The 15,952-nt window shown below is 46.5% G+C and carries 18 protein-coding genes, 3 tRNA genes and 3 rRNA genes; 23 read left to right on the top strand and 1 reads right to left on the bottom strand.

Features of this window, described 5'->3' with window-relative positions:
* Positions 1-507: 507 nt before the first annotated feature.
* The 23 genes from K5L93_RS08000 (at position 508) to rplQ (ending at position 14,560) form a co-directional block, all read left to right on the top strand.
* Positions 508-2,052, top strand: a 16S ribosomal RNA gene (locus K5L93_RS08000).
* A 74-nt stretch (positions 2,053-2,126) separates the two neighbouring features.
* Positions 2,127-2,203, top strand: a tRNA-Ile gene (locus K5L93_RS07995).
* A 22-nt stretch (positions 2,204-2,225) separates the two neighbouring features.
* Positions 2,226-2,301, top strand: a tRNA-Ala gene (locus tag K5L93_RS07990).
* A gap of 234 nt (positions 2,302-2,535) precedes the next feature.
* A 23S ribosomal RNA gene (locus K5L93_RS07985) occupies positions 2,536-5,423 on the top strand.
* 111 nt (positions 5,424-5,534) lie between these two features.
* Positions 5,535-5,650 (top strand): 5S ribosomal RNA (gene rrf / locus K5L93_RS07980).
* Together the 16S, 23S and 5S rRNA genes with 3 tRNA genes alongside form the textbook arrangement of a ribosomal RNA operon.
* A 40-nt stretch (positions 5,651-5,690) precedes the next feature.
* Positions 5,691-5,766: transfer RNA gene (locus K5L93_RS07975), tRNA-Thr, on the top strand.
* A 323-nt stretch (positions 5,767-6,089) separates the two neighbouring features.
* Complete coding sequence (gene rplN / locus K5L93_RS07970) at positions 6,090-6,458, top strand: 50S ribosomal protein L14 (protein ID WP_016402143.1); 369 nt, start codon at positions 6,090-6,092, stop codon at positions 6,456-6,458.
* A gap of 10 nt (positions 6,459-6,468) precedes the next feature.
* On the top strand, positions 6,469-6,783 hold the full coding sequence (gene rplX / locus K5L93_RS07965; RefSeq protein WP_016402142.1) for a 50S ribosomal protein L24: 315 nt from the start codon (positions 6,469-6,471) through the stop codon (positions 6,781-6,783).
* A gap of 12 nt (positions 6,784-6,795) precedes the next feature.
* Positions 6,796-7,335 carry a 50S ribosomal protein L5 gene (rplE, locus tag K5L93_RS07960; RefSeq protein ID WP_040307252.1) on the top strand — a complete coding sequence of 180 codons (540 nt, stop codon included), beginning with the start codon at positions 6,796-6,798 and terminating at the stop codon, positions 7,333-7,335.
* A gap of 13 nt (positions 7,336-7,348) precedes the next feature.
* A complete protein-coding gene (gene rpsN, locus K5L93_RS07955) occupies positions 7,349-7,654 on the top strand; it encodes a 30S ribosomal protein S14 (RefSeq protein ID WP_055733896.1) in 306 nt (101 codons plus the stop codon).
* A gap of 26 nt (positions 7,655-7,680) precedes the next feature.
* Positions 7,681-8,073 carry a 30S ribosomal protein S8 gene (gene rpsH / locus K5L93_RS07950; protein WP_016402139.1) on the top strand — a complete coding sequence of 131 codons (393 nt, stop codon included), beginning with the start codon at positions 7,681-7,683 and terminating at the stop codon, positions 8,071-8,073.
* A 15-nt stretch (positions 8,074-8,088) separates the two neighbouring features.
* Entirely contained in the window at positions 8,089-8,616 is a 528-nt protein-coding gene (gene rplF, locus K5L93_RS07945) for a 50S ribosomal protein L6 (protein WP_220719227.1), read from the top strand.
* A 9-nt stretch (positions 8,617-8,625) separates the two neighbouring features.
* Positions 8,626-8,976: a 50S ribosomal protein L18 gene (rplR, locus tag K5L93_RS07940; protein ID WP_220719226.1), complete on the top strand. Its 351-nt coding sequence runs from the start codon at positions 8,626-8,628 to the stop codon at positions 8,974-8,976.
* 10 nt (positions 8,977-8,986) lie between these two features.
* Positions 8,987-9,490 carry a 30S ribosomal protein S5 gene (rpsE, locus tag K5L93_RS07935; RefSeq protein WP_016402136.1) on the top strand — a complete coding sequence of 168 codons (504 nt, stop codon included), beginning with the start codon at positions 8,987-8,989 and terminating at the stop codon, positions 9,488-9,490.
* 6 nt (positions 9,491-9,496) lie between these two features.
* On the top strand, positions 9,497-9,679 hold the full coding sequence (gene rpmD, locus K5L93_RS07930; RefSeq protein ID WP_055733901.1) for a 50S ribosomal protein L30: 183 nt from the start codon (positions 9,497-9,499) through the stop codon (positions 9,677-9,679).
* A gap of 2 nt (positions 9,680-9,681) precedes the next feature.
* Positions 9,682-10,116: a 50S ribosomal protein L15 gene (rplO, locus tag K5L93_RS07925; RefSeq protein ID WP_137673765.1), complete on the top strand. Its 435-nt coding sequence runs from the start codon at positions 9,682-9,684 to the stop codon at positions 10,114-10,116.
* A gap of 8 nt (positions 10,117-10,124) precedes the next feature.
* The gene (gene secY / locus K5L93_RS07920) at positions 10,125-11,450 is read left to right on the top strand and encodes a preprotein translocase subunit SecY (RefSeq protein ID WP_016402133.1); all 1,326 of its coding nucleotides are present in this window, start codon (positions 10,125-10,127) and stop codon (positions 11,448-11,450) included.
* 41 nt (positions 11,451-11,491) lie between these two features.
* Complete coding sequence (gene rpmJ / locus K5L93_RS07915) at positions 11,492-11,605, top strand: 50S ribosomal protein L36 (protein ID WP_000868186.1); 114 nt, start codon at positions 11,492-11,494, stop codon at positions 11,603-11,605.
* Positions 11,606-11,712: 107 nt separating this feature from the next.
* A complete protein-coding gene (rpsM, locus tag K5L93_RS07910; RefSeq protein ID WP_016402132.1) occupies positions 11,713-12,069 on the top strand; it encodes a 30S ribosomal protein S13 in 357 nt (118 codons plus the stop codon).
* 13 nt (positions 12,070-12,082) lie between these two features.
* Entirely contained in the window at positions 12,083-12,472 is a 390-nt protein-coding gene (gene rpsK / locus K5L93_RS07905) for a 30S ribosomal protein S11 (RefSeq protein ID WP_016402131.1), read from the top strand.
* A gap of 26 nt (positions 12,473-12,498) precedes the next feature.
* Positions 12,499-13,119, top strand: a complete 621-nt coding sequence (gene rpsD, locus K5L93_RS07900; protein WP_220719225.1) for a 30S ribosomal protein S4 — start codon at positions 12,499-12,501, stop codon at positions 13,117-13,119.
* Positions 13,120-13,142: 23 nt separating this feature from the next.
* The gene (locus tag K5L93_RS07895; RefSeq protein WP_016402129.1) at positions 13,143-14,129 is read left to right on the top strand and encodes a DNA-directed RNA polymerase subunit alpha; all 987 of its coding nucleotides are present in this window, start codon (positions 13,143-13,145) and stop codon (positions 14,127-14,129) included.
* A gap of 38 nt (positions 14,130-14,167) precedes the next feature.
* Positions 14,168-14,560, top strand: a complete 393-nt coding sequence (gene rplQ, locus K5L93_RS07890) for a 50S ribosomal protein L17 (protein ID WP_040307251.1) — start codon at positions 14,168-14,170, stop codon at positions 14,558-14,560.
* 88 nt (positions 14,561-14,648) lie between these two features.
* Here rplQ and K5L93_RS07885 read toward each other — a convergent pair whose 3' ends face one another.
* On the bottom strand, positions 14,649-15,911 hold the full coding sequence (locus K5L93_RS07885) for an HD-GYP domain-containing protein (RefSeq protein WP_220719224.1): 1,263 nt from the start codon (positions 15,909-15,911) through the stop codon (positions 14,649-14,651).
* Between the last annotated feature and the right edge of the window lie 41 nt (positions 15,912-15,952).

Genomic DNA, 15,952 nt, shown 5'->3' with positions numbered 1-15,952 from the left:
ACAATTTCTCTATCAGAAACTTGCTAAATGACACAATTACTTTTAATTCATAGGCTTGTTTAGTCGCGAACTTGGTTTTCTGTGGATAAGTTTGTGGGTATTTTGTGGCTTAGTTGGGGGTTAATTATCAATTCAAAATTAATTGTGATTTTCTTCAAAAAACGCTTGCGCCGCGGGAATCGATCCCTATAATGCACCTCCACTGACACGGCACGCAGCGCGCTAAAGCGAAGCAAGGCTAAGTCAGGGGTAGCAAGGCCTAGGGCTAAGTTAGCCGGCTCTCAAACTTCTTTTTAAAATGTTTTAAAAAGCGGTTGACAGCTACAGAGGAAAGCGTAAAATGCGCACCTCGCCTCACAAGAGGTAACGCTCTTTAACAATTTATCAAGCAATCTGTGTGAGCACTCGCAGGACCTTAAGCGAAAAAATTAAGCTTAAGTGAACTGGAGTCTTGCACTGTAAAACACAGTAATAATTTCAGTTTTTAACTTTGAGCGAAAAAACTTTTGATTGAAGAGTTTGATCATGGCTCAGATTGAACGCTGGCGGCAGGCTTAACACATGCAAGTCGAGCGGTAACAGAGAGTAGCTTGCTACTTTGCTGACGAGCGGCGGACGGGTGAGTAATGCTTGGGAATATGCCTTTACGTGGGGGACAACAGTTGGAAACGACTGCTAATACCGCATAATGTCTTCGGACCAAAGGAGGGGACTCTTCGGAGCCTTTCGCGTAAAGATTAGCCCAAGTGGGATTAGCTAGTTGGTGGGGTAATGGCTCACCAAGGCGACGATCCCTAGCTGGTTTGAGAGGATGATCAGCCACACTGGGACTGAGACACGGCCCAGACTCCTACGGGAGGCAGCAGTGGGGAATATTGCACAATGGGCGAAAGCCTGATGCAGCCATGCCGCGTGTGTGAAGAAGGCCTTCGGGTTGTAAAGCACTTTCAGTCGTGAGGAAGGGGTAGTAATTAATACTTACTATCTTTGACGTTAGCGACAGAAGAAGGACCGGCTAACTCCGTGCCAGCAGCCGCGGTAATACGGAGGGTCCGAGCGTTAATCGGAATTACTGGGCGTAAAGCGTACGCAGGCGGCTTTCTAAGCCAGATGTGAAATCCCCGGGCTCAACCTGGGAATGGCATTTGGAACTGGCAAGCTAGAGTTTTGTAGAGGGTGGTAGAATTTCAGGTGTAGCGGTGAAATGCGTAGAGATCTGAAGGAATACCAGTGGCGAAGGCGGCCACCTGGACAAAAACTGACGCTCATGTACGAAAGCGTGGGGAGCAAACAGGATTAGATACCCTGGTAGTCCACGCCGTAAACGATGTCTACTAGTTGTCTGTGAGTTTAACTCGTGGGTAACGCAGCTAACGCATTAAGTAGACCGCCTGGGGAGTACGGCCGCAAGGTTAAAACTCAAATGAATTGACGGGGGCCCGCACAAGCGGTGGAGCATGTGGTTTAATTCGATGCAACGCGAAGAACCTTACCTGCCCTTGACATACTGAGAATTTACCAGAGATGGTTTAGTGCCTTCGGGAACTCAGATACAGGTGCTGCATGGCTGTCGTCAGCTCGTGTCGTGAGATGTTGGGTTAAGTCCCGCAACGAGCGCAACCCCTATCCTTATTTGCCAGCACGTAATGGTGGGAACTCTAGGGAGACTGCCGGTGATAAACCGGAGGAAGGTGGGGACGACGTCAAGTCATCATGGCCCTTACGGGCAGGGCTACACACGTGCTACAATGGCATGTACAGAGGGATGCGAACTCGCGAGAGCAAGCGGACCCCAAAAAGCATGTCGTAGTCCGGATCGGAGTCTGCAACTCGACTCCGTGAAGTCGGAATCGCTAGTAATCGTAGATCAGAATGCTACGGTGAATACGTTCCCGGGCCTTGTACACACCGCCCGTCACACCATGGGAGTGGGCTGCAAAAGAAGTGGGTAGTTTAACCTTCGGGAGGACGCTCACCACTTTGTGGTTCATGACTGGGGTGAAGTCGTAACAAGGTAGCCCTAGGGGAACCTGGGGCTGGATCACCTCCTTATTATGATGCTTAGGTTTTGTGACGTGTTCACACAGATTGCTTGATAGAAAGTAAGAGAAAGTTGGCACCTATTTAGGTCTGTAGCTCAGCTGGTTAGAGCGCACCCCTGATAAGGGTGAGGTCGGCAGTTCAAGTCTGCCCAGACCTACCAGGGTCCAACTAAAGTAAGAAATGGGGCTATAGCTCAGCTGGGAGAGCGCCTGCCTTGCACGCAGGAGGTCTGCGGTTCGATCCCGCATAGCTCCACCACTTCTTACCTAAAAACCAAAGATAAGTCGCCGACATCTGGCCATTTAGCTTTGGTTTTTTTATGAACCAATGCTCTTTAACAATTTGGAAAAGCTGATAAAAAAATATCTCAAGAATATGAGTTTAATAACAAGTGTTCTTGGTATTCAAAAATAAGGTGATCGTACTCGAATGGCAGGATTTATACAGCCTGACCATTCAAGTGATTTAAGCGACAACATTTAGGTGTTGTATGGTTAAGTGACTAAGCGTATACGGTGGATGCCTTGGCAGTCAGAGGCGATGAAGGACGTGTTAATCTGCGATAAGCCATGTTAAGTCGATAAAAGACGTAATAGACATGGATTTCCGAATGGGGAAACCCACTGCATTTTATGCAGTATCGTAACGTGAATACATAGCGTTGCGAGGCGAACCCGGGGAACTGAAACATCTAAGTACCCGGAGGAAAAGAAATCAACCGAGATTCTGGTAGTAGCGGCGAGCGAACCCGGATTAGCCCTTAAGCTTTTAGGTGATTAGTGGAACATTCTGGAAAGGATGGCGATACAGGGTGATAGCCCCGTACATGAAAATCTACTTTAAGTGAAAACGAGTAGGACGGCACACGTGATATGTTGTCTGAATATGGGGGGACCATCCTCCAAGGCTAAATACTCCTGACTGACCGATAGTGAACCAGTACCGTGAGGGAAAGGCGAAAAGAACCCCTGTGAGGGGAGTGAAATAGAACCTGAAACCGTATACGTACAAGCAGTGGGAGCCCCTTCGTGGGGTGACTGCGTACCTTTTGTATAATGGGTCAACGACTTAATTTCAGTAGCAAGGTTAAGCGAATAGCGGAGCCGTAGGGAAACCGAGTGTTAACTGCGCGCATAGTTGCTGGGATTAGACCCGAAACCCGGTGATCTAGCCATGGGCAGGTTGAAGATTGGGTAACACCAATTGGAGGACCGAACCGACTAATGTTGAAAAATTAGCGGATGACTTGTGGCTGGGGGTGAAAGGCCAATCAAACCGGGAGATAGCTGGTTCTCCTCGAAAGCTATTTAGGTAGCGCCTCGAGCGAATACTGATGGGGGTAGAGCACTGTTAAGGCTAGGGGGTCATCCCGACTTACCAACCCTTTGCAAACTCCGAATACCATCAAGTACTACTCGGGAGACACACGGCGGGTGCTAACGTCCGTCGTGGAAAGGGAAACAACCCAGACCGTCAGCTAAGGTCCCAAAGTGTATGTTAAGTGGGAAACGATGTGGGAAGGCTTAGACAGCCAGGATGTTGGCTTAGAAGCAGCCATCATTTAAAGAAAGCGTAATAGCTCACTGGTCGAGTCGGCCTGCGCGGAAGATGTAACGGGGCTAAACATACCACCGAAGCTACGGGAGCATGCTTGCATGCTCGGTAGAGGAGCGTTCTGTAAGCCGTTGAAGGTGTGTCGTAAGGCATGCTGGAGGTATCAGAAGTGCGAATGTTGACATGAGTAACGATAAAGGGGGTGAAAAGCCCCCTCGCCGAAAGACCAAGGTTTCCTGTCCAATGTTAATCAGGGCAGGGTGAGTCGGCCCCTAAGGCGAGACTGAAAAGTGTAGTCGATGGGAAACAGGTTAATATTCCTGTACTTCGTATAATTGCGATGGGAGGACGGAGAAGGCTAGGCCAGCGTGGCGATGGTTGTCCACGTGAAAGGCAGTAGGCGGTAAACTTAGGCAAATCCGGGTTTACAATACGCTGAGAGTTGATGACGAGTGTCTACGGACACGAAGTGGTTGATGCCCTGCTTCCAGGAAAAGTCTCTAAGCTTCAGATTATACGAAACCGTACCCCAAACCGACACAGGTGGTTGGGTAGAGAATACCAAGGCGCTTGAGAGAACTCGGGTGAAGGAACTAGGCAAAATGGTACCGTAACTTCGGGAGAAGGTACGCTGCCGGCGGTGATGGAACTTGCTTCCTAAGCTGCTGGCAGTCGCAGATACCAGTTGGCTGCAACTGTTTATTAAAAACACAGCACTGTGCTAAATCGAAAGATGACGTATACGGTGTGACGCCTGCCCGGTGCCGGAAGGTTAATTGATGTGGTTAGCGCAAGCGAAGCTATTGATCGAAGCCCCGGTAAACGGCGGCCGTAACTATAACGGTCCTAAGGTAGCGAAATTCCTTGTCGGGTAAGTTCCGACCTGCACGAATGGCGTAATGATGGCCAAGCTGTCTCCACCCGAGACTCAGTGAAATTGAAATTGCCGTGAAGATGCGGTGTACCCGCGGCTAGACGGAAAGACCCCGTGAACCTTTACTACAGCTTGACACTGAACATTGACCCTACATGTGTAGGATAGGTGGGAGGCTTTGAAGCGTTGTCGCTAGATGACGTGGAGCCGACCTTGAAATACCACCCTTGTAGTGTTGATGTTCTAACGTTGTCCCGTTATCCGGGATGCGGACAGTGTCTGGTGGGTAGTTTGACTGGGGCGGTCTCCTCCCAAAGAGTAACGGAGGAGCACGAAGGTTGGCTAAGTATGGTCGGACATCATACGGTTAGTGCAATGGCATAAGCCAGCTTAACTGCGAGACAGACACGTCGAGCAGGTACGAAAGTAGGTCATAGTGATCCGGTGGTTCTGTATGGAAGGGCCATCGCTCAACGGATAAAAGGTACTCCGGGGATAACAGGCTGATACCGCCCAAGAGTTCATATCGACGGCGGTGTTTGGCACCTCGATGTCGGCTCATCACATCCTGGGGCTGAAGTCGGTCCCAAGGGTATGGCTGTTCGCCATTTAAAGTGGTACGCGAGCTGGGTTTAGAACGTCGTGAGACAGTTCGGTCCCTATCTGCCGTGGGCGTTTGAGAATTGAGGGGAGCTGCTCCTAGTACGAGAGGACCGGAGTGGACGAACCGCTGGTGTTTGGGTTGTTATGCCAATAGCATTGCCCAGTAGCTACGTTCGGAACTGATAACCGCTGAAAGCATCTAAGCGGGAAGCAGGCCTCGAGATTAATTCTCACTAGGACTTTAAGTCCTCTGAAGGGCCGTTGGAGACTACAACGTTGATAGGCAAGGTGTGTAAGTGCTGTGAGGCATTGAGCTAACTTGTACTAATTACCCGTGAGGCTTAACCATACAACACCTAAAGGGTGTTGCTTATAGATACTTTATTTTAGAAACCATGAATGCTTGTTAGTGCTCATGAGGTGTTTCAGCTTTTTCGAATGTTAAAGACAACAGTTTTTGCCTGGTGGCAATAGCGTTGTGGACCCACCTGACTCCATGCCGAACTCAGAAGTGAAACGCAACTGCGCCGATGATAGTGTGGGGCTTCCCCATGTGAAAGTAGGTCACCGCCAGGCTCCAATTTAAAAACCCAGCTTATAGCTGGGTTTTTATTTCGCTGATATAGCTCAGTTGGTAGAGCGCACCCTTGGTAAGGGTGAGGTCGGCAGTTCGAATCTGCCTATCAGCACCATATTCAATTAAGCCCGGCACTATTGCTGGGTTTTTTTGTTTTTATCGACCAATTATTGGTCGGTTTATCTGATTAGGTTAGGGCTAATGGCTCCAACTCTAATGACCCAAGCGTGAAATTAGCCTCTTTTTAGCTGTTTTTTACTTACAGCTTGCGTGGTAACTCTTTGTTTATTATTGTTTTTTTAATTAAATTAAACAAAATTTAGACAATCCTACCAATTGAAAAATTAGGGTGTTATAATTTCGCGCCCTTTAATTAGGCAGCCAGAGATCTCAGCGCTAATTGCTGGGGTCAGTTGTAATATATAGCGGAGCACTGAAATGATCCAAATGCAATCTACTATGGACGTGGCGGACAATTCCGGCGCGCGCCTTGTACAGTGTATTAAGGTCCTAGGTGGTTCGCACCGCCGTTATGCACGAATTGGCGACATCATTAAAGTTACTGTTAAGGAAGCAATTCCTCGCGGTAAAGTTAAGAAAGGTGACGTTATGAATGCTGTGGTAGTGCGTACTAGAAAAGGCGTTCGTCGTCCTGATGGTTCTGTAATTCGTTTTGACCGCAATGCAGCGGTTATCTTGAATGCAAACAATCAGCCTATTGGTACTCGTATCTTTGGTCCTGTGACACGTGAACTGCGAAATGAACAGTTCATGAAAATTGTGTCTCTAGCGCCAGAAGTACTTTAAGGAGTCCAAAATGGCTAATAAAATCCAAAAAGGCGATGAAGTAATAGTTATTGCAGGTAAAGACAAAGGCAAACGCGGTAGCGTAACCAAAGTTTTACCTACTGGAAAACTATTCGTTGAAGGCGTGAATGTAATCAAGAAGCACCAAAAGCCAAACCCACAATTGGGTGTTGCTGGCGGTATTGTTGAGAAAGAAGCGGCCCTTGATGCATCAAACGTAGCGATTTTTAACCCTGCCACTGGCAAGGCTGATCGCGTTGGTTTCCGATTTGAAGACGACAAAAAAGTTCGTGTATTCAAATCGTCTAATGAAATTGTAAAGTAACTGGAGTTAACGATGGCGAAACTGCATGACCTATATAAGGAAACTGTAACGCCTGAACTCTTAAAGGAGTTCGGTTACAAATCCATCATGCAAGTCCCTCGGATTGAGAAAATCACCCTTAACATGGGTGTGGGTGAAGCGGTTAATGACAAGAAAGTACTAGAGCACGCAATTGCTGATCTAGCGGCTATCTCAGGTCAAAAACCACTTACTACCAAAGCTCGTAAATCTGTAGCAGGCTTCAAAATCCGTGATGGATACCCAATTGGTTGTAAAGTGACTCTACGCGGTGAGCGTATGTGGGAGTTTTTAGAGCGTTTGATTTCGATCGCTATTCCTCGTGTTCGAGATTTCCGTGGTTTGAATGCTAAGTCATTCGACGGCCGTGGTAATTACAGCATGGGTGTACGTGAGCAAATCATCTTCCCTGAAATCGATTATGACAAAGTTGATAAGGTTCGTGGTATGGATATTACTATCACTACTACTGCCGAAACCAACGAGGAAGGCCGCGCTCTGCTGGCTGCCTTTAACTTCCCATTCCGTAAGTAAGGTAGAGTTAGTTATGGCTAAACAATCAATGAAAGCTCGTGAAGCGAAACGTGAAAAAACCGTTGCTCGTTTCGCGGAAAAGCGCGCTGCGCTTAAAGCGATTATTAGCAGCGTGAACAGCTCTGATGAAGAGCGTTGGGACGCAGTGTTAAAATTGCAATCGTTACCTCGTGATTCAAGTCGGTCTCGTCAGCGTAACCGCTGTAACGTAACCGGCCGTCCTCATGGCTACCTACGCAAATTCGGCCTAAGCCGTATTAAATTGCGTGAAGCGATGATGCGCGGTGAGGTTCCTGGCCTTAAGAAAGCTAGTTGGTAATCCACTTAATTACGGAGTAAACGATTATGAGCATGCAAGATCCTATTGCAGATATGTTGACTCGCGTTCGCAACGGTCAATCAGCAAATAAAGTATCTGTTGTTATGCCTTCATCTAAAGTAAAAGTGGCAATTGCTAACTTGTTGCAAGAAGAAGGTTATATCACAGGATACGCTGTGACTGGTGACGTGAAAAAGTCATTAGAAGTTACCCTCAAGTACTTTGAAGGTAAAAAAGTTATTGAAAAGATTGAACGTGTAAGCCGTCCAGGTTTGCGCATTTATAAAGGTGCTAAAGACCTGCCTAAAGTTATGGGTGGCCTTGGCGTTGCAATCGTTTCTACATCTAAAGGCGTTATGACTGACCGTGCAGCACGTAAAGCTGGCATGGGCGGTGAAATCGTCTGTTACGTAGCTTAACCGGAGGTAGGTAATATGTCTCGCGTAGCCAAGGCTCCCGTTACAATTCCTGCTGGCGTTGAAGTAAATATCAACGGCCAAGAATTAACGGTTAAAGGTAGCAAAGGTACATTGACTCGCGTTTTTAATGACGCAGTTGTTGTAACGAAAGAAGAAAACGAATTGAAATTTGCTGTAGTTGAAGGTGCTTCTTCAGCTCAAGCAGGTACAGCTCGTGCTCTTAGCAACAACATGGTTGTTGGCGTTACAGACGGGTTTGAGAAAAAGCTAACACTATTGGGTGTTGGTTACCGTGCAGCAGTTAAAGGCTCGGTAGTTAACCTAACTTTAGGTTTTTCTCACCCTGTAGATTACACCTTACCAGAAGGTGTTACAGCAGAGTGTCCATCACAAACTGAAATCGTACTGAAAGGTGCTGATAAGCAAGTTGTTGGTCAGGTAGCAGCAGACATTCGCGCGTTCCGTCCGCCAGAGCCTTACAAAGGTAAAGGTGTTCGTTACTCTGACGAAAATGTTCGCCGTAAAGAGGCTAAGAAGAAGTAGGTTAACACTATGGAAAAGAAAATTGCTCGTCTGCGTCGTGCAACACGCACTCGCAAAGCTATGCAAGAGTTGGGTAAAACCCGCCTGGTGATTCACCGTACTCCGCGCCATATTTACGCGCAGGTGATTGCACCTGATGCACAGGTTATTGCCACAGCATCAACAGTAGATAAAGCCGTTGCTAACGGTCTTGAAAGTTTAGGTAATGTAGCTGCCGCTACTGCAGTAGGTAAAGCAATCGCTGAACGTGCTGCTGAAAAAGGCGTTACATCTGTAGCTTTTGACCGTTCAGGCTTTAAGTACCACGGCCGCGTAGCTGCGCTTGCAGAAGCAGCACGTGAAGCTGGTCTTCAGTTCTAAGGAGTGAGTCATGTCTAAATTTGAAGCACAAGCCGGTAGTGATCTGAATGAAAAGCTTATCGCTGTAAACCGTGTGTCAAAAGTAGTTAAAGGTGGTCGTATCTTCAGCTTCACTGCGTTAACAGTAGTGGGTGACGGTAACGGTCGCGTAGGGTTTGGTTATGGTAAAGCACGTGAAGTTCCAGCTGCTATTCAAAAAGCAATGGAAAAAGCGCGTCGTAACCTTACTAGTGTACAGCTGAGAGGCACTACACTGCAGCATCCTATTAAGGGTCGCCACTCTGGGTCGCGTGTTTACATGCAACCTGCATCAGAGGGTACTGGTATTATTGCCGGTGGTGCGATGCGTGCTGTTCTAGAAGTTGCTGGTGTGCAGAACGTATTGTCTAAGGCATACGGTTCTACTAACCCAATTAACATTGTTCGCGCTACTATCGACGCTCTTGAGAATATGCATTCTCCACAAGACGTTGCTGCTAAGCGTGGCCTAAGCGTCCAAGAAATTCTGGGGTAATAAGCCATGTCGAACAAAATTAAAGTAACACAGACCAAAAGTGCAATCGGCCGTTTGCCTAAGCACCGTGCGACCCTAACAGGTCTAGGTCTTCGTCGCATTAACCATACTGTAGAGCTAGAGGATACTCCTTGTGTTCGCGGTATGATTAATAAAGTTTCTTACATGGTTAAGGTTGAGGGAGAATAATCATGCGTTTGAATACTCTTTCTCCAGCTGCTGGCTCAAAGCCAAATGCTAAGCGTGTAGGTCGTGGTATCGGTTCTGGTTTAGGTAAAACCGGTGGTCGTGGTCACAAAGGTCAGAAATCTCGTTCTGGCGGTAGTGTGCGCCCAGGTTTCGAAGGCGGTCAAATGCCATTGAAACAACGTTTGCCTAAATTTGGTTTTACTTCACGTAAATCAATGGTAACTGCTGAAGTTCGCACTAGTGAGCTAGCTAAAGTTACTGCTGACGTGGTAGATTTGGACGCTTTGAAGGCGGCTGGTCTTATTACTCGCAACATTAAGTTTGCAAAAGTAGTACTATCTGGCGAAGTTAAAGCACCAGTTACCTTACGTGGCCTGCGTGTAACTAAAGGCGCACTAGCAGCTATTGAAGCTGCTGGCGGTAAAATCGAGGAATAGTACAAAACATGGCTAAGAATCCAGGAACAGCATCAGCAAGTGCACAAGGCGGCTTAAGCGAGCTTAAGAGTCGTTTATTATTTGTGCTTGGAGCAATTATCGTGTTCCGAGCCGGCTCCTTTGTGCCGTTACCTGGGATTGATGCCGCTGTACTGGCCGCGTTGTTTGACCAGCAGAAGGGTACCATTCTGGAAATGTTTAATATGTTTTCAGGTGGTGCACTTTCACGTGCGTCTATTTTCGCGTTAGGTATCATGCCGTATATTTCGGCATCGATTATCATCCAGTTATTGACTGTTGTTCACCCAACCCTTGCCGAACTTAAAAAGGAAGGCGAGTCGGGTCGACGTAAAATCAGTCAATACACGCGTTATAGCACACTGGTTCTAGCAACCTTCCAAGCTATTGGTATTGCTACTGGCTTACCAAATATGATGGCTGGTCTGGTTATTAACCCAGGCCTACCATTCTATTTCACTGCGGTGGTTAGCTTGGTAACGGGAACAATGTTCCTAATGTGGTTAGGTGAGCAAATTACTGAACGCGGTATTGGCAACGGGATCTCGATTCTGATTTTTGCTGGTATTGTGGCAGGATTGCCTTCTGCAATCGGTCAGACGGCTGAGCAGGCGCGTCAAGGAGAGTTACATTTGTTGTTACTCTTGTTCATCGTTGCTCTTGTATTTGCGGTGACCTTCTTTGTGGTATTTGTAGAACGTGGACAACGTCGTATCGTTGTTAACTATGCAAAACGCCAACAAGGTCGCAAAGTGTTTGCTGCGCAAAGCACACATTTACCACTTAAGGTAAACATGGCGGGTGTTATCCCAGCTATTTTTGCTTCAAGTATTATTCTGTTCCCTGGCACATTAGCTCAGTGGTTTGGTCAAAATGAAGGCTTGTCTTTCTTATCTGACTTATCGCTAACGCTACAACCTGGGCAACCGTTATATGTGTTCTTGTATGCAGCAGCCATTATCTTCTTTTGCTTCTTCTATACAGCGTTGGTATTTAACCCTCGCGAAACAGCAGACAACTTGAAGAAGAGTGGCGCGTTCATTCCGGGTATTCGCCCTGGTGAGCAAACCTCGCGATACATCGACAAGGTGATGACTCGTTTAACCCTAGCTGGTGCTTTGTACATCACGTTTGTATGTTTAATTCCTGAGTTTATGATGATCGGAATGAACGTTCAGTTCTACTTCGGTGGTACTTCGCTACTTATTGTAGTGGTGGTTATCATGGACTTTATGGCTCAGGTCCAAACCCATTTGATGTCTCATCAATATGGTTCGGTTCTGAAAAAAGCTAATCTTAAAGGTTACGGCCGATAGGCCGCCCTTGAGATTGGACTTTAACTTTTGCGGAGATAGCAATGAAAGTACGTGCATCCGTTAAGAAAATCTGCCGTAACTGTAAAGTTATTAAGCGCAACGGTGTTGTGCGTGTAATTTGCAGTGAGCCAAAGCATAAACAGCGCCAAGGCTAGTTAGTAGATTTCAAGACAATATTATTTGCAATGTGGTCATCTGTTGAGTATCCTTACGGGCTTTTCACAGATGGCCTTCGTTTAACACGAAAAATAGGAGTGTGCCAATGGCCCGTATAGCCGGCATTAACATTCCTGATCAGAAGCACGCAGTTATTGCTTTAACTGCAATCTTCGGCATTGGCTTAACCCGTTCACAGAAAATCTGTGCGGCAGCCGGTATCGCTGAAGATGTTAAGATCAGAGAACTTGACGAAACACAAATCGATAAACTTCGTGACGAAGTAGCTAAATTCACCGTTGAAGGTGATCTACGCCGTGAAGTATCTATGAACATTAAGCGCTTGATGGACCTCGGTTGTTACCGTGGACTTCGTCATCGTCGCAGTTTGCCCCTTCGCGGTCAGCGCACTAAAACTAATGCGCGCACCCGTAAAGGTCCTCGCAAACCTATTAAGAAATAAGGGGTGAGTGATAATGGCTAAAACTCCGACTCGCGCTCGTAAACGCGTAAAAAAACAAGTTGCTGATGGCATGGCTCATATCCATGCATCTTTCAACAATACTATCGTGACTATCACTGATCGTCAGGGCAACGCGCTTTCTTGGGCTACCGCAGGTGGTTCAGGTTTCCGTGGTTCTCGTAAGTCTACTCCGTTCGCTGCACAGGTTGCTGCTGAGCGTGCTGCTGAAGCAGCTAAAGACTACGGCCTTAAGAACGTAGAAGTGTTTGTAAACGGCCCAGGTCCTGGTCGTGAGTCTTCAATCCGTGCATTACATGCTGCGGGTTTCCGTGTGACTAACATCACCGACGTGACTCCGATTCCACACAATGGCTGTCGTCCACCTAAGAAACGCCGCGTGTAGTTTCTGGATAGATTGGAGAAAGAAAAATGGCAAGATATTTAGGTCCAAAGCTTAAACTTAGCCGTCGTGAAGGTACCGATCTTTTCTTGAAAAGTGGCGTACGTGCGATCGACACAAAGTGTAAGCTGGATACAGCACCTGGACAACACGGTGCACGTAAAGCGCGTCTTTCAGACTACGGTTTACAGCTTCGTGAGAAGCAAAAAGTTCGTCGTTTATACGGCATTCTTGAAAAGCAATTCCGCAACTACTACAAAGCCGCTGCACGCCTAAAAGGCAACACCGGTGAAAACTTGCTGCAATTGTTAGAAAGTCGTTTGGATAACGTTGTTTACCGTTTGGGTTTCGGTGCTACTCGCGCTGAAGCTCGTCAGCTAGTTAGCCACAAAGCTATTCTAGTAAACGGTAAAGTGGTAAACATTCCTTCTTACAAGGTTCTACCAGAAGACGTTATCAGTGTTCGCGAAAAATCTAAGAAGCAAGCGCGTATTGTTGCATCTTTAGAAATCGCTGGACAACGTGAAGCGGCATCGTGGGTAGAAGTAGACGCAACTAAGATGGAAGGCACTTTCAAACGCCTACCTGAGCGCGCTGACTTGTCTGCGGAAATTAACGAACAGCTGATCGTCGAACTTTACTCTAAGTAAAGTTGAATTATAGAGAGGACACAATGCAGGGTTCTGTAACAGAGTTTCTAAAACCAAGGCTAGTTGAGATCGAACAAGTTAGCCCAACTCGTGCAAAGGTTACGCTTGAGCCGTTAGAGCGTGGTTTTGGCCACACTTTAGGTAACGCTCTTCGTCGTATTCTTTTATCTTCTATGCCTGGTTGTGCGGTAACTGAAGTTGAAATCGACGGCGTGTTGCATGAGTACAGCAGTAAGGAAGGTGTTCAAGAGGATATCTTGGAAATCTTACTAAACCTAAAAGGTATTGCTGTGAAGTTAGAAGGTAAAGACGAAGTAACATTAAGTCTTACCAAGTCTGGAGCAGGTCCTGTGGTTGCAGGCGACATTCAGCACGACGCTGATGTCGAAATCACTAACCCTGAGCACGTTATTTGTCACCTTAGCAGCAACGCTGAAATCAGCATGCGCATTAAGGTAGAACGTGGTCGCGGTTACGTACCAGCTTCAGTTCGGGTTCACTCTGAAGATGAAGAGCGTCCAATTGGTCGTTTGCTAACTGATGCAGCTTATAGCCCAGTAGAGCGTATAGCTTATACTGTTGAGGCTGCTCGCGTTGAGCAACGTACTGATTTGGACAAATTGGTTATTGATATGGAAACCAATGGTACTCTTGATCCAGAGGAAGCCATCCGCCGCAGTGCAACAATTCTTGCAGAGCAGTTGGATGCCTTCGTTGACTTACGTGACGTAAGTGAGCCGGAAGAAAAAGAAGAGAAGCCAGAGTTTGATCCAATCCTGCTTCGTCCTGTCGATGATCTAGAGTTGACAGTACGCTCTGCTAACTGTTTGAAGGCAGAAGCGATTCATTACATTGGTGACTTGGTACAACGTACCGAAGTTGAGCTACTTAAAACCCCTAACTTGGGTAAGAAGTCGCTTACAGAAATCAAAGATGTATTGGCATCACGTGGTTTGTCTCTAGGTATGCGCCTAGAAAACTGGCCACCTGCTAGCATCGCTGATAAGTAGTCACTGGTTTTAACGTCTTAATATAGAAGGATAAGGTCATGCGCCATCGTCAGAGTGGTCGTCAATTGAACCGAAATAGCAGCCATCGTCAGGCTATGTTCCGGAATATGGCCAGTTCATTGGTTCGCCATGAAGTTATCAAGACAACATTGCCTAAAGCCAAAGAGCTTCGCCGTGTTGTTGAGCCATTAATTACATTGGCTAAAAATGACAGTGTAGCTAACCGTCGTTTAGCTTTTGCTCGTACTCGCGATGCAGAAGTTGTTGGTAAGCTATTTGCTGAAATCGGCCCACGATTCAAAGAACGTGCAGGCGGTTATACTCGCATTTTAAAATGCGGTTTCCGTGCTGGCGACAATGCTCCTATGGCATACATTGAATTATTGGACCGTCCTGAAGTTGAAGAAGTAGTTGAAGAAGCTGCTGAGTAAACTCAGACACCAAGCTTAAAAAGCCGGACTTAGGTCCGGCTTTTTTTTGTCAAAAATTTGCTATTGCTGAAAAGTAAGATTTAGGTCATTACAAACGTTTATTGTGGTCGAAGTAGTATGAAATGCGTGCCCGAGGGTTAAGGTATTCAAACACTGCATCGGGTAATGCGCTCGGTTTTAAGGCTTTTTCAATGGTTAAGCCTGCAGCTTCTAAATCGATAATTGGCGCTTCGGTGCGAGGAATATTGGCATCGTAAACTTGTACCGCAGGAAACAACAAGCGCTCAGAGTTAACCGACATCACCAAGCCAATTTGGCCTGAGCTAAGCTGTACTACGCTGCCTGGTGGGTAAATACCCAGCAAGCGGATCAGAATGCCTAAATCTGCCGTATTAAGCTGCTCTTTACGCTGTTTATAAAGAAAGGAAATTACTGTGAAAGGAATGCGAGTTTGTTTCACATCGCGCGGATGACACAAACTGTCGTACTCGTTAACTACTGATATAAGTTGCGACAAACGGTCGATTTGCTCACCCTTAAGTTTTTTGGGATAACCACTTCCATCTAAAAACTCGTGGTGTTGTTCAGCAATTAACTTAACTTTGGCCGGCAGCGTTTCAGAGAGCTTTAAAAAATCGGCACCGTACTTGGTGTGCATTTTTAGTAAGTTTGCTTCTTGTGCCGTTAGCTTGCCTGGCTTGCGTAAAATCTTATCCGGGATCTTCATTTTACCCACATCGTGGAATAAACCAGCAAGGCCTAAAATTTTAATGTCGCGCTCGGAGAAACCTGCTGCTTTAGCTAACATCATCGCCAGTATTGAAACATTGAGGCTGTGATAATAGAAACTGTCGGCATCTTTACTGTCGTTCATCAAATGAAGTACAACATTCTCTCCGGAAAGAAGATCGTCTGCCAAGTTGTTAATTAGGCTGGTTGCATCATCTACCGCATTTAGCGGGCGACTTTTGAGCTTAGACATTACCGCCCGCACTTGCGCCATGGAGCGATCGAACTCTTTTTCTACCTTTTGTAGATTACGTCTGTAGTTTTTAAGTTCTTCGATACGGGCGCGCTTTTCTTCCCAAAGTGCTTTTTCTGCTTTCTCTTGGGCTTTGCGGTCAGTTTTTTTACTATCGCCATTTTCTTGGTCAACGGGCAGCGGTGGTTTGTCGCTCTTTTCGGGAACAACGATGACATGTTTTAAGCCTAGGTTGTGTATCACTTCGATTTGGTCTTGGCTTTTAATCTTGAAGCTGGTGAACATAAAAGGGTGCTCGCCCCACTTAACAGGAAGCTTTACATAAACTCCTATCTGTAAGCGTTCAACATTTAGCTTTAACTCTGCCATTTTTTCTTTCTACTTCATCCGTCTAGCCTGCATTATGAAGA

The sequence above is a fragment of the Agarivorans litoreus genome, assembly GCF_019649015.1.
Lineage (GTDB): Bacteria > Pseudomonadota > Gammaproteobacteria > Enterobacterales > Celerinatantimonadaceae > Agarivorans > Agarivorans litoreus.
Note: the sequence above shows the minus strand (reverse complement) of the source record. Positions and strands in the feature narration are given on the sequence as shown.

Bases quoted from the DNA above. Each gene is read 5' to 3' on its own strand.
- rplN (WP_016402143.1), top strand. From the start codon at position 6,090: ATGATCCAAATGCAATCTACTATGGACGTGGCGGACAATTCCGGCGCG.
- rplX (WP_016402142.1), top strand. From the start codon at position 6,469: ATGGCTAATAAAATCCAAAAAGGCGATGAAGTAATAGTTATTGCAGGT.
- rplE (WP_040307252.1), top strand. From the start codon at position 6,796: ATGGCGAAACTGCATGACCTATATAAGGAAACTGTAACGCCTGAACTC.
- rpsN (WP_055733896.1), top strand. From the start codon at position 7,349: ATGGCTAAACAATCAATGAAAGCTCGTGAAGCGAAACGTGAAAAAACC.
- rpsH (WP_016402139.1), top strand. From the start codon at position 7,681: ATGAGCATGCAAGATCCTATTGCAGATATGTTGACTCGCGTTCGCAAC.
- rplF (WP_220719227.1), top strand. From the start codon at position 8,089: ATGTCTCGCGTAGCCAAGGCTCCCGTTACAATTCCTGCTGGCGTTGAA.
- rplR (WP_220719226.1), top strand. From the start codon at position 8,626: ATGGAAAAGAAAATTGCTCGTCTGCGTCGTGCAACACGCACTCGCAAA.
- rpsE (WP_016402136.1), top strand. From the start codon at position 8,987: ATGTCTAAATTTGAAGCACAAGCCGGTAGTGATCTGAATGAAAAGCTT.
- rpmD (WP_055733901.1), top strand. From the start codon at position 9,497: ATGTCGAACAAAATTAAAGTAACACAGACCAAAAGTGCAATCGGCCGT.
- rplO (WP_137673765.1), top strand. From the start codon at position 9,682: ATGCGTTTGAATACTCTTTCTCCAGCTGCTGGCTCAAAGCCAAATGCT.
- secY (WP_016402133.1), top strand. From the start codon at position 10,125: ATGGCTAAGAATCCAGGAACAGCATCAGCAAGTGCACAAGGCGGCTTA.
- rpmJ (WP_000868186.1), top strand. From the start codon at position 11,492: ATGAAAGTACGTGCATCCGTTAAGAAAATCTGCCGTAACTGTAAAGTT.
- rpsM (WP_016402132.1), top strand. From the start codon at position 11,713: ATGGCCCGTATAGCCGGCATTAACATTCCTGATCAGAAGCACGCAGTT.
- rpsK (WP_016402131.1), top strand. From the start codon at position 12,083: ATGGCTAAAACTCCGACTCGCGCTCGTAAACGCGTAAAAAAACAAGTT.
- rpsD (WP_220719225.1), top strand. From the start codon at position 12,499: ATGGCAAGATATTTAGGTCCAAAGCTTAAACTTAGCCGTCGTGAAGGT.
- K5L93_RS07895 (WP_016402129.1), top strand. From the start codon at position 13,143: ATGCAGGGTTCTGTAACAGAGTTTCTAAAACCAAGGCTAGTTGAGATC.
- rplQ (WP_040307251.1), top strand. From the start codon at position 14,168: ATGCGCCATCGTCAGAGTGGTCGTCAATTGAACCGAAATAGCAGCCAT.
- K5L93_RS07885 (WP_220719224.1), bottom strand. From the start codon at position 15,911: ATGGCAGAGTTAAAGCTAAATGTTGAACGCTTACAGATAGGAGTTTAT.